The organism is Vibrio ponticus (assembly GCF_009938225.1).
In the GTDB taxonomy this organism is placed as follows: Bacteria; Pseudomonadota; Gammaproteobacteria; order Enterobacterales; family Vibrionaceae; genus Vibrio; species Vibrio ponticus.
Window position 1 is genome coordinate 1,547,982 of record NZ_AP019657.1, and the last position, 12,922, is coordinate 1,560,903.

Below are 12,922 nucleotides of genomic sequence, written 5' to 3' on the forward strand. Positions count from 1 at the left end.
TAATGAAAATTCATCGCTCTAGTCGTCTTCAATCAGCTTGTAAATAACAAACAAGGCAATCTCTAACAAGACAACCAAGACACAAGTGATGGTGACGTATTTTTCATCAAAGATACTGATCCCGTGAAGGATTAAGTCATAGCCGACAAAAAAGCCAACAACAGCCGCAATAATGATTTGAAGTATCTGAATAAAACGTGGCATGCGTTCTCCTAGTTCTTATTGTTTTGATCTCTACCTAAAATACTCTAGTGCTGCAATTTAGCAAACGCTACAACACGCTAATCATAGTTAAGCTATGCAATGAGCGATTAAGAATGTCGAATCGTGCCGTAAACACTGCAACCACATTGAGTAAGAAAGGTTAGTAGATTAGTAACTTATGATTATCTTACCTTTGTCAGTATAGAGAAAAAAGTGCAGCTTTCGCTGCACTTTTTTATTTTTCACTTATCTATCTCACTAAGCTTCCATTTCTTGGATTTTGACTTTCCAAGTATCTGGACCAATTTGGTGAGCATTTGCACCATTAGAATCCACCGCAACCGTGACAGGCATATCTTCAACTTCAAACTCGTAGATAGCTTCCATACCAAGGTCTTCAAAGGCAACCACGCGCGCTTTCTTGATCGCTTTAGCTACTAGGTAAGCCGCACCACCAACAGCCATCAAGTACACCGATTTGTGCTGCTTGATTGATTCCACCGTTGCAGGACCACGCTCAGCTTTGCCGATCATACCCATGATGCCAGTTTGCTCGAGCATGAGATCAGTAAACTTATCCATACGAGTTGATGTTGTTGGACCCGCAGGACCCACTACTTCATCGCCTACCGCGTCAACCGGACCTACGTAGTAAATAAACTTACCTTTAAAGTCGACACCTGCTGGTAAACCTTCACCACTTTCTAACATGGTCTGAATACGCTTATGTGCGGCATCACGACCGGTTAAAATTTTGCCTGAAAGCAGCACCGTTTCGCCAGTTTTCCACTCCATCGCTTCTTCTTTAGTGATGGTATCTAGATTGACTCGACGAGTATTTTCACCCGCTTCCCAAGTAATATCTGGCCAATCTTCCAATTTCGGTGGCGTTAGCTCTGCAGGACCACTGCCATCAAGCGTGAAGTGCACGTGACGTGTCGCCGCGCAGTTCGGGATCAAACACACAGGTTTAGAAGCAGCATGAGTTGGCGCAGTCTTGATCTTCACATCAACCACGGTTGTCAAACCACCAAGACCTTGCGCACCGATACCAAGTCGGTTTACGCGATTAAAGATATCAAGACGAAGCTCTTCTTCCGCATTTTGCGGACCGCGTTCAATAAGCTCTTGAATATCAATGTGCTCCATCAACGACTCTTTGGCTAGTACCGCCGCTTTCTCTGCTGTACCACCAATACCAATGCCAAGCATACCAGGAGGACACCAACCTGCGCCCATCGTCGGTAGCGTTTTTTCTACCCACTCAGCGATATCATCAGATGGGTTTAACATCACCATCTTAGTTTTGTTCTCACTGCCGCCGCCTTTTGCCGCAATTTGAACTTCAACTTCATTACCCGGCACCATGTTGATGTGTACCACAGCTGGCGTGTTATCTTTGGTGTTAATACGCTTACCAGCAGGGTCCATTAGAACCGATGCACGCAGTGGGTTGTCTGGGTTGGTATAAGCACGACGAACGCCCTCATCAACCATTTGCTGCACCGTCATATCGGTGTCATCCCACTGCACACCCATACCAATGTTTACGAAACATGTAACAATACCCGTATCTTGGCAAATTGGACGGTGTCCTTCTGCCGACATACGTGAATTAATCAAAATTTGTGCGATGGCGTCCTTTGCCGCTTGGCTTTGCTCTCGATGGTAAGCTTGTTCTAGGGCTTGAACGAAATCGAGTGGGTGGTAGTAAGAGATGTACTGAAGTGCATCAGCCACGCTGCTGATCACATCCTCTCTGCGGATTACTGTCATTGCTTGCCTCTTTATTGCTTCCGTTACTCCCGCTTTGTTAAACATTTGCTGCTAACAACATAACAAAACTCTGTCATCAGTTTTTATTCTAAGTAGCGGGTTCTATTTTGGTTATGATACTCTTGCTTTTCCCAACACGCTACGAAGTGAACGATCTCTTTGTCACAATTTAAACAAATGAATAACACGCAACCAAATAGCTTACAAATCAACCAGATTAAATACGCTTCTGATCTTGCTCAGACTCTTTTTGCCCCGATTTCGGGACAAAACTGGGCGATGCTACTCCGCTCTGCCTCAAAGCAGCATGTCGATAGCCGATTTGATATTTTAGTTGCTAAACCAGTTGTGACATTAGTGACTCATGGTGAACAAACGCTTGTTTGCGACCCTTCTGATAGCTATCAATCCGCGCAAGACCCGTTTGCTTTAATTGAGCAGTTACAAAAGCAATATCTTGCCGACATCGCTTACGATGGGGACCTACCCTTCATTGGTGGCGCTTTGGGCTATTTTGCTTATGACTTAGGTCGTCGAGTTGAAACCATGCCAACACTCGCTGAGCAAGATCTAACAACACCTGATATGGCGGTTGGTTTGTATGAATGGGCAGTTGTGATTGACCACCAGCAGCAGCAAGCATGGGTTGTTGGACAAAATGTGGACCAGCATTGGCAGTGGTTGCAACAGCAGCAAGCGAGTGCAATGCCGCCATTCTCTCTCACCTCCGAGTGGCAGTCGAACATGAGTGAAGCGCAATACCGAGACAAATTTACGCAAGTGCAAGAGTACTTACTCTCAGGTGATTGCTATCAAATCAACCTCGCTCAACGCTTTACCGCAGCTTACCAAGGCTCTGAATGGCAAGCCTATTGCCAACTTGAACAAGTCAATCAAGCGCCATTTTCTGCCTTTATTCGCACTGAACAAGGGGCGATTTTAAGTGTTTCACCAGAGCGCTTTTTACAAGTGAACAATGGCGTAATTGAAACCAAACCAATCAAAGGCACTCGACCTCGTTTTGAGCAGCCCGAGCTGGATTTAGCTTCCGCCAATGAACTGGCAAACGCAGAAAAAGATCAAGCTGAAAACTTAATGATCGTTGACTTATTGCGTAACGATGTTGGTCGCGTCGCCAAACCAGGCACAGTCCATGTCCCTAAGCTATTCGATATTGAAAGCTTTCCTGCGGTGCACCATCTCGTGAGCACCATTAAAGCCGAACTAGATAGCGGCTACCACGCGATCGACCTACTCAGAGCAAGTTTCCCTGGCGGTTCTATCACCGGTGCGCCAAAAGTACGTGCCATGGAAATCATTGAAGAACTGGAGCCACACCGACGCAACGCATACTGCGGCAGTATTGGTTACATCAGCCGCCACGGCAGAATGGACACCAGTATCACCATCCGCACTCTAGTCGCAGAAAACGGTCAATTACACGTGTGGGCTGGCGGTGGCTTAGTCGCGGACAGCCAAGCTGCATCTGAGTACCAAGAAACGTTCGATAAGTTGAGCCGGATTTTACCGGTACTTTCTTAAGGGGTTTGTTGTTTTAATAGTTTCGTTATTGTGGTTTGTCCCGCTTAAACCCAGCCCTATCATTCTCGCAGCAAATTGGAAAGGGCAGACTCCTTAATGCACTAATAATGCCTGTCCTCATAAACAACTTAAGAATGACAGGCACCTCAAGATATCTAGTGCTCTTCAGAATAACCATGTTTAAGAAAACCAATTAACGAAGCAAAAATACAGGATGTATTTTTAGGTTTTCGGTCTCGGGAAGACCTAAAACCGGCTGTGTAGTGGTTTAATGATCCCGGATACCAAATTAGGTGGTAAAGTCTCCACCATAAATGAGGTGTTCAATGACAAAACGACAACGACGTACATTTTCTGCTGAATTCAAAATTGATGCTGCAAGCTTGGTTCTTGACCAAGGATATTCAATTCCAGAAGCAGCACGCTCCATGGATGTTGGGGAAACAGCTTTACGACGATGGGTCGATCAACTCAAGATTGAGCGTGGTGGTGCGACTCCGACAACCAAAGCCCTCACGCCTGAACAACAGAAAATCCAGGAATTAGAAGCCAAAATTAGTCGGTTGGAAAGAGAAAAATCTATACTAAAAAAGGCCACCGCTCTCTTAATGTCGGACGAACTCGAACGTTCTCGCTAATTGACCAGTTGAGGGAGTATGAATCGGTCAAGACGCTTTGTGAGCTGTTCAATGTAGCTTCGTCCTGTTACTACGAATTTAAGCAAAGAAAGCCGGATGCTAATCGCATTCGGCTAGCTAGTCGAATTAAAGAACTTTTCAATATGAGTCGAGGTTCTGCTGGCAGTCGTGCTCTTGTATCTATGCTTCGTTCAGAAAACATCGAAATCGGGCGATTTAAGGTACGGAAAATAATGCAAGAAGCCGGTTTAACAAGCAAACAGCCAGGCTCGCATCGATATAAGCATGCAAAATCAGAGAGACTGGATATCCCGAATCTGCTAAACCGTGAATTCTCTGTGGTTGCTCCGAATCGAGTGTGGTGCGGTGATATTACTTACATTTGGTCAGGTTCGAAGTGGAGTTATCTAGCCGTAGTACTTGATCTATTTAGTCGACGCGTCGTGGGTTGGTCTCTATCGGATAAACCTGATGCTGAATTAGCTTCTAAAGCCTTGGATATGGCTTGGGAGCAACGAGGCCGACCTAAGAACGTGATGTTTCATTCAGACCAAGGATGCCAATACAGCAGTCATAAATTTCGTCAAAGACTTTGGCGATATCGCATAACTCAAAGCATGAGTCGTCGAGGTAACTGTTGGGATAATGCTCCAATGGAGAGGCTCTTTAGAAGCCTGAAAACTGAATGGGTACCAGCAACGGGTTATTTGACTCAAGTTCAAGCGAAGAAAGATATCAGCTACTACTTGATGGACTACTACAATCGGCAACGACCTCATCAAGCAAATGATGGGCTGTCACCAGTAAATACCGAAAATCGGCTTAAATCTGTGTCCGGAATTTGTTGACCACTACATAAGCTATCTGTCCTAACAAGTATCACGATTAGCCAAAAAGAGAGATTTCCGCCTGCGCGGAAATGACAAGATTTGGGTTAGCACATGAAGTAGAGAGCTAAATAGGAACGACGTTCCACGTAAAGAACTTAAGGGACAAAGAACTTAAGAAGGACAGACACCTCAAGATATCTAGTGCTCGTCTGAATAACCATGTTTAAGAAAACCAATTAACGAGGCAAAAATACAGGAAGTATTTTTAGGTTTTCGGTGTCGGGAACACCTAAAAACGGCCGAACAACATCGGCGAGACAAAAGCGCCTTTCTGATTACTCTTTGGCGCAGCAAAGAGTAATTGGACCGTTTTCATAAAAGGTAAGATTGATGACCAACGACTAAGCGGGACATACCACCACTAGCTAACCAAGAAGGAAACTTGAAACTATCCGCTATCGTGTCTGTCCCCACAAGAAGCTCTTAAGATAGCGACAAAGCTTTGAGCAAGACATACCACAACACTAAAACTCAAAAACGATGGTAGTTAAAGCAAGATTCCCGACGACGTGAAAATAGCAAAGTGATCATTCAGAAAAATTTGTGCTCATGTAGATCACACCCACTTCTCAATCATCGCTTTAAGATCCGCAGCAGTATAAGGCTTGGTTAAAATATCATCCATGCCGCTGGCGATACATTTATCGCGTTCTTCCAGAGTGGTGCCAGCCGTCAGTGCAACGATCGGTCGCGTGTATTTTTGCGCTCTCAAATGACTAGTGGCTTCGAAACCATCCATCTCTGGCATACGGCAATCCATAAAAATCAGATCATAGTTGCCCTTCTTAACCGCACTAATCGCTTCAATCCCGTTCACAGCAGTATCAGGTACGATTGACAGTTTCTTAAGCATCTGATTAATGATGATTTGATTCATACGAATATCATCAACAACAAGAATAGATAGAGACTCAAGCGCCCTAATCTCTTGTTTATCAGTAGAACAATCAGGATTCTCTTTCATCGCGGCCTGTAGCGGTAAGCTAATAGAGAATTGACTGCCAATGCCCACATCACTCTCCAGAGCAATCGTTCCTTTCATCAACTCTACGAGGTTTTTACAAATTGCCAATCCAAGCCCTGTCCCTTCGTAGGTTCGCTTGGCAGTTCGATCTGCTTGAACAAACGGGTCAAACAAGCGTTGTTGAGCGTCTTTACTGATCCCACATCCGGTATCACGTACTGTTACATTAAGATTTTCACCATCCCAATGGGTCAGTACTTCAACCTTCCCGCTGGCGGTAAACTTAACCGCATTACCAATTAAGTTCGCTAAAATCTGGCTAATACGCTCAAAATCGCCAACGAAAGCTTCGGGTAATGGAGATTGCTCCTCAATGATAAAAGCTATCCGTTTTTCCTGAGCTTGCGGAGAAAATATACCATTGAGCATCGTCTTCATATCTTCCCAACTAAACTTACTTGGGAATAGCTCCATCATACCAGCACTGATCTTACTAAAATCAAGCAAGTCATTAATGATATGGCGAAGTAAATCACCAGAGTGTGTCAGATTACTCAGCATCGATTGCTGTTCGTTATTAAGAGGAGTATCAGCAAGCAGTTCAGCACTACCAAGCAGCCCATTTAAGGGGGTACGCAATTCATGGTTGATCATCGCGACAAACTCTTTGGTGGCTTTTTCCGACTCTTCTGCTCGTTTTCTTGCTGCTTGGGTTTTCGTGATCATAAGTTGGCGGCTAATCGCACTACAAATAAGTTCAACCACTAATGCCATCTGATTTTGCACAAATTCATTATCAATTTCGTTTTTCTCGACTTCGATACCCAACTCCCCCACGACTCCTTGCTCAATGACTACAGGTAGACGCAGTAGACTCTCATGCCAACAAGCGGAAGGATTTAGTTGGATTGTTGAGAAATTACGAAGTTTTCCGAAATGGCATGACAAGACTGAGGGCATAAGATCAGCTTTGAGGTAAAGACTGGCAGAGGCGACCAGTGAACAAGCGTTGATCCGCTCAATAAAACTCGAAAGCAAACCATCATCCAAGGTGCGACTGAGAAACGAACGCCCAAAGTGAATGAGGGATTGGCTTATATAGCCCTCCAATTCTAATTTTTGAAGGCCCTTTAAATTTTGACTCTCCAGCTGTTTGAGAACCAACTTAAGCTGCTGATTCGCTTCGTAAAGCTCTAAGCTTTTTTGCTCAAGTAAAATCTCAGCTTGCTTACGTGAAGCTTTCTCTCGGGCAATTTTCCGCTCTAATGCACTCGTCATCGTACTTCTCAACCAATCCGTGACTACTAACTCATTAAGGTCAGGTTAAATCGAACATGACTATTGTCTGGGGATTTTTCATTCATAGAAATGTTGAGGTCTTCGTTAAAATGCTCGGCACACCCCTTTACCAGCCCCAAGCAAACATGAGACATACAGCGCGCGCTTTTGTAGTCAAAAACCAATTCAGTTTCACTTTCGGAAATAAACTCAAACTTAGGCGGGTTTGCATCGGGATAGAGCTTCTTCACTTCGATATGGATGTAATCTTCAACCAACCGAACAAATTGAAAGCTGTTCTTGCATTCTCCTAAGCTTGCAGACTTAGGTAGTGTCGCATAAAGGTTATTAAACACTGTCTGACCGAACACTTCTTGCAACGTCTCGGCAGGCAATTCGGTAATTTGGCTGAGTTTCATGATTAGCTTAACGAGATCACGATGGTCATAACTACCAACTGAAGTATAAATGCCTTCATCTCCCGCTTGCTCCAACACTTGATCTAACACTTCTAAACCAAACTTATCTTCAACAAGATCCATAAACTCCGTGAAAATGATTCCTTTCATCACTCAGCCCTTTTTATGATATATGTATTATTAGATATGCATCTATGTTGCCAAGTAAAGTCACCAAACACACGACAACGCTTGCAAAGCTATGCTTATAGACAAAAGCATGAGTCATAAAATTGGCTTTTTCAAATAGATAGAGGAGGATTTGTGCTATTACCAACAAGTCGTTTCAGCTTAATTCAGCAATTCCAAACCAAACAACCCGTTGCCTACCATGGCGAATCTCTCAAGCGCTTAGATTTTTTAAAAGACCAGCCATTACGTAAAGCGGCAGTATTAATTGGTTTTGTTGAGCGAAAACAAGGCTTACATGTGCTATTTACTAAACGAGCAAGCCATTTAAAACACCATCCGGGGCAAGTCAGTTTTCCCGGAGGCAAACAAGAAAGCTCCGATATCACTTTAGCTCACACCGCTTTACGTGAGACTGAAGAAGAGATTGGTATTTTTGAGCATCAAATTGAAATTTTCGGTCAAATGGTGGAATTACCAACCATTAGCCGTTTTTCTGTCACTCCCTACCTGGCATTCATCCATCCGAACTATCAGACCACCATCGACAAAAATGAAGTTGATGAGGTTTTTGAGGTGCCGGTTGAGGTTATTTTAGATCCACAACAACTTCAAAGTAGTACATTTTTTGTCAACCAACAGACACACCGCGTATTCGGTATTAACTACGGTCGTCACTTCATTTGGGGGATGACAGCACAAATTATTCAAGCGCTACAAGCCCACCTAGTACAAAATTAATTCACTTCGCGAATTTTCTCTTTTTTTAGAATTTTATACGGTTTAAAAAGACCTTTTCGGCAAACGTTTGCTATGGACAAAATAAATACAGGTTATCAAGTTGATTAGTTTTTCTAATCCGAGGCATTAAGATAAATCACGTGTAGCACGTCATTTTCGTGACAAAAAACTCCTTTTTGGAATATCATAAGCGCATCCCCATCATTTTATGATTTAGATCTAGTTTTTATGTAATTCTTTCTTGCAGAATTGCACCCGACTTATTTCCTGTTCCCAAAAAATGAGTATCCCAAATATGAACTCTACTACTACTTCAGCTGCGGCTGAGAAATCGTCTAGTAAGTTTACTTACAAAGACTTCACTTGGTGTCTATCGCTATTCGGTACTGCTGTAGGTGCTGGTGTACTATTCCTTCCAATTAAAGCGGGTGCTGGCGGTTTCTGGCCTCTAGTTGCTCTTGCTCTAATTGCTGCACCAATGACTTGGTTTGCACACAAATCTCTAGCTCGTTTCGTTCTTTCTGCAAAGAACCCAGAAGCGGACATCACTGACACAGTAGAAGAACACTTCGGTAAAACTGGCGCGAACCTAATCACTTTCGCTTACTTCTTCGCTATTTACCCTATCGTTCTTATTTACAGTGTAGGTATCACAAACACGGTTGACTCTTTCCTAGTTAACCAAATGGGTATGGAATCACTTCCTCGTCCATTACTTTCTGGCGCACTTATCCTAGCGATGACAGCGGGTGTAATTTTCGGTAAAGAACTAATGCTGAAAGCAACTTCAGCAATGGTTTACCCTCTAGTATTCATCCTACTAGCGCTATCTGTATTCCTAATCCCTGACTGGAACACGTCAATGATTGAAGTAGCACCAGACTTCAGCACTATGCCTGTAGTTGTTTGGCTAGCAATTCCAATCATCGTATTCTCATTCAACCACAGCCCAGTTATCTCTCAGTTCTCTAAAGAACAACGCATGAACTTCGGTGACGACGCAGTTAAGAAAACTGACGCTATCACTGGTGGTGCAGCGATGATGCTAATGGGCTTCGTTATGTTCTTCGTATTCTCTGTTGTACTGTCTCTATCTCCAGAGCAGTTAGCAATGGCACAAGAGCAAAACATCTCTGTACTATCTTACCTAGCAAACGTACACGACAACCCAATCATCTCTTACATGGGTCCTGTTGTTGCTTTCGCTGCGATTACTTCTAGCTACTTCGGCCACTTCCTAGGTGCTCACGAAGGTCTAGTAGGCCTAATCAAGTCTCGTTCTTCTACTCCTGTAAGCAAGATCGAGAAAGGCTCACTACTATTCATCGTTATCACTACTTGGATTGTTGCAATTGTTAACCCAAGCATCCTAGGCATGATTGAAACAATGGGCGCACCAATGATTGCGGCTATCCTGTTCATCCTACCTGTATTCGCGATGCACAAAGTACCAGCAATGGCTAAGTACAAAACTTCAGCACCTGTACAGCTTTTCACAGTTATCTGTGGTCTTGCAGCGATTACTTCTGTAATCTACGGCGCTCTTTAATTACCAGCCCTAACAACTGGTAGCTAAAGCAAAAAAAGTATAACGAAATTAAGCCTCCCCTCAGATGGGAGGCTTACTTATGAGGTAATCGATATGATTAGTGTTTTTGACATCTATAAAATCGGCGTTGGTCCTTCTAGCTCACACACTGTTGGTCCAATGAAAGCGGGTAAAGAATTTATTGATGATCTTCGTTCAATGGGAAAATTGCGCGACATCACTAAAATCACCGTTGACGTTTATGGATCACTATCACTGACAGGGAAAGGTCACCACACAGATATCGCAATCATCATGGGTCTTGCTGGCAATACCCCTGAAAAAGTAGATATCGACTCTATCCCGGGCTTTATTGCTCGCGTAGAAGAAACTGAGCGCCTTCCTGTTGGCATGCACTGTCACACAGTATCGTTCCCTAAAGATGGTGGTATGAACTTCCATACTACTAACTTATCGCTACACGAAAACGGCATGCAAATCCACGCGTGGATTGATGACGAAGTAGCATACTCTAAGACTTATTACTCAATCGGTGGTGGTTTCATCGTCGATGAAGAGAACTTCGGTAAAGAAGAAGAGAACCCAATCAAAGTTCCTTACACGTTCACTACTGCTGAAGAGCTAGTAAACCAGTGTAAAGAACACGGTCTTTCTATCAGTACCCTAGTAATGAAGAACCAAGCGGCTCTTCACTCTGATGAAGAGTCACGTACATACTTTGCGAACATTTGGAAAACAATGCGCGAAGGTATGGATCGCGGTATGAATACTGAAGGTATTCTGCCTGGTCCACTACGTGTACCTCGTCGTGCAGCAGCACTTCGTCAACAGCTACTAACGTCAGAGAAAACCTCTAACGATCCAATGGCAGTTGTAGACTGGGTAAACATGTTTGCTTTCGCTGTTAACGAAGAAAACGCTGCAGGCGGTCGTGTGGTAACGGCTCCAACTAACGGTGCGTGTGGTATCATCCCTGCTGTTCTAGCGTACTACGACAAGTTCATCCAAACCGTAACTGAAAAAGATTACATCCGTTACTTCGCAGCTTCAGGCGCGATCGGCGGTCTTTACAAGCGTAACGCATCTATCTCTGGTGCTGAAGTAGGCTGTCAGGGCGAAGTTGGCGTGGCATGTTCTATGGCCGCTGCTGGTCTTGCTGAGCTTATGGGCGGTAGCCCAGAGCAAGTATGTATGGCTGCAGAAATCGCAATGGAACACAACCTAGGTCTAACTTGTGACCCAGTTGCTGGTCAGGTTCAAGTACCATGTATCGAGCGTAACGGTATTGCTGCAGTTAAAGCAATCAACTCAACGCGCATGGCACTTCGCCGTTCATCTGCACCAACTGTATCTCTAGACAAAGTTATCGAAACAATGCTAGAAACAGGTAAAGACATGAACGCTAAATACCGTGAGACTTCTCAAGGTGGTCTAGCGATTAAAGTTATCTGCTAACTTTAAAGTGATCTTTAGTCAAAATATCAATCAACACCTATTGTATTGATAAAGTTGACGATACAATGGCGACTTTTCAGGTCGCCATTTTTGTAGCTGCAATTTCCCGTCGCTCTGCAAAACTTTCAGGTATCCAGCAAACTTCGTTATATAAATGAGGCCATATGATTGCAATCAAACCAGCCAAGTTAAAGGACTTTGCCAGTTTAATGCAGCTAGAAGTGTTCCCTGAACAAAAAGCACTTCACCTACCCTTTGAACAGATCTATCACAATCGCTCTAAGTATGAAGTCATCCTGACGCTTTATGCGGAACATCACCCTGTGGGCTATATGGTGGTGGACAAATCATTTTCTCACTATGCCACTTTTTCACGTCGACATGAGCTTGGCTTAAAATACATCGTGTTAGACAAACATCATCAAAAACAAGGTCATGGGCGCGAAGCCATCAACAAATTACTTGTTTACGCTAATGCCATAGATTCAAGTAGCGACTCAATCTGTGTGACCTTACCTGCTAACGACACCGCGTCTCAGCAATTTTTCACAACGTTGGGGTTTAGTGAAGAAGCGAAACTGTTCTTTGGTAAAAACGGAAAAGAGCGCATCATGCGCCACAAGCTATAGACAGCGAGTTCAATTTACAACTCGCTATCTATAAGGCTTAGGAGTGTTTCGATAGGTTATTCGCCGCGATAGATACAACCGGCAGTACACGTTTCTTTAATTTCCACCTTACTCAGTAATGGCAACGATGGTTTCAATTGTTGCCAAATCCATTTCGCCAGAACTTCACTAGTCGGGTTTTCTAGACCCTCAATATCATTAAGGTAATAGTGATCCAATCGGTCATAAATTGGTTTAAATGCAGCCTTTATTTCCGCGAAATCGACTACCCAGCCAGTATGTGGGTCCACCTCTCCTTCAACGTAAAGGCGAACTAAAAATGAGTGTCCATGTAAGCGACCGCATTTGTGCCCTTCTGGCACATTTGGCAGATGATGGGCTGCTTCAAACATAAACTCTTTGTACAACTCGGTTTTCATTTTACTTACCTATACTAGCAATGAGCCGCCCATACTAACCAAGTTCGCGCCTAAGCTCCAGTTTGGCGCCTATCTCACATTTAAACATTTTGCATTATTTTACGCATAAAACTTAATATGCGTCGTATAAATGTCATAGTGTCAACATTATGACCACAACCAATATACGTCACAATTACAAAACCCCCACTTTGTATAAGGTCACAATTAAACTACCTTATTGTAACAACTGTGTTCATACCTCAATAAA

General features: G+C 43.6%; 11 protein-coding genes. 6 read left to right on the forward strand and 5 right to left on the reverse strand.

From position 1 onward, the window contains the following. Positions 1 to 18: 18 nt before the first annotated feature. Both GZN30_RS06795 and GZN30_RS06800 read right to left on the reverse strand, forming a co-directional pair. Positions 19 to 204 (reverse strand): hypothetical protein, encoded by a 186-nt coding sequence (locus tag GZN30_RS06795; RefSeq protein ID WP_075649063.1) that lies wholly within the window; start codon positions 202 to 204, stop codon positions 19 to 21. Positions 205 to 462: 258 nt separating this feature from the next. Further along, positions 463 to 1,980: a fumarate hydratase gene (locus GZN30_RS06800; protein ID WP_123783302.1), complete on the reverse strand. Its 1,518-nt coding sequence runs from the start codon at positions 1,978 to 1,980 to the stop codon at positions 463 to 465. Between the two features lie 177 nt (positions 1,981 to 2,157). On the opposite strand from GZN30_RS06800, the gene pabB reads away from it, so the two are divergent. Together pabB and GZN30_RS06810 are read left to right on the forward strand one after the other, a co-directional pair. Further along, on the forward strand, positions 2,158 to 3,522 hold the full coding sequence (gene pabB / locus GZN30_RS06805) for an aminodeoxychorismate synthase component 1 (RefSeq protein WP_075649061.1): 1,365 nt from the start codon (positions 2,158 to 2,160) through the stop codon (positions 3,520 to 3,522). Between the two features lie 326 nt (positions 3,523 to 3,848). Beyond that, positions 3,849 to 5,008 (forward strand): IS3 family transposase gene (locus GZN30_RS06810; RefSeq protein ID WP_139312237.1). Its coding sequence is split into 2 segments (ribosomal slippage): positions 3,849 to 4,107 and positions 4,107 to 5,008, totalling 1,161 coding nucleotides; the frame shifts between segments, so codons are not numbered across the junction. A gap of 598 nt (positions 5,009 to 5,606) precedes the next feature. Here the strand turns inward: GZN30_RS06810 and GZN30_RS06815 are convergent. After that, positions 5,607 to 7,292, reverse strand: coding sequence for an ATP-binding protein (locus GZN30_RS06815; RefSeq protein ID WP_075649058.1), 1,686 nt, complete (start codon positions 7,290 to 7,292; stop codon positions 5,607 to 5,609). A 26-nt stretch (positions 7,293 to 7,318) separates the two neighbouring features. After that, positions 7,319 to 7,861 (reverse strand): heme NO-binding domain-containing protein, encoded by a 543-nt coding sequence (locus GZN30_RS06820; RefSeq protein WP_075649057.1) that lies wholly within the window; start codon positions 7,859 to 7,861, stop codon positions 7,319 to 7,321. 153 nt (positions 7,862 to 8,014) lie between these two features. Between GZN30_RS06820 and GZN30_RS06825 the strand changes: the two genes are divergently transcribed. From GZN30_RS06825 to GZN30_RS06840, 4 genes are all read left to right on the forward strand, one after another. Then, positions 8,015 to 8,620: a CoA pyrophosphatase gene (locus GZN30_RS06825; protein ID WP_075649056.1), complete on the forward strand. Its 606-nt coding sequence runs from the start codon at positions 8,015 to 8,017 to the stop codon at positions 8,618 to 8,620. 295 nt (positions 8,621 to 8,915) lie between these two features. Then, a complete protein-coding gene (locus GZN30_RS06830) occupies positions 8,916 to 10,169 on the forward strand; it encodes an aromatic amino acid transport family protein (protein ID WP_075649055.1) in 1,254 nt (417 codons plus the stop codon). A gap of 93 nt (positions 10,170 to 10,262) precedes the next feature. Continuing rightward, positions 10,263 to 11,624, forward strand: a complete 1,362-nt coding sequence (locus GZN30_RS06835; RefSeq protein WP_075649054.1) for an L-serine ammonia-lyase — start codon at positions 10,263 to 10,265, stop codon at positions 11,622 to 11,624. Between the two features lie 164 nt (positions 11,625 to 11,788). Next, positions 11,789 to 12,253 (forward strand): GNAT family N-acetyltransferase, encoded by a 465-nt coding sequence (locus GZN30_RS06840; RefSeq protein WP_075649053.1) that lies wholly within the window; start codon positions 11,789 to 11,791, stop codon positions 12,251 to 12,253. Between the two features lie 56 nt (positions 12,254 to 12,309). Here the strand turns inward: GZN30_RS06840 and queD are convergent, their stop codons facing one another. Next, positions 12,310 to 12,672: a 6-carboxytetrahydropterin synthase QueD gene (gene queD / locus GZN30_RS06845; RefSeq protein ID WP_075649052.1), complete on the reverse strand. Its 363-nt coding sequence runs from the start codon at positions 12,670 to 12,672 to the stop codon at positions 12,310 to 12,312. Positions 12,673 to 12,922 lie beyond the last annotated feature (250 nt).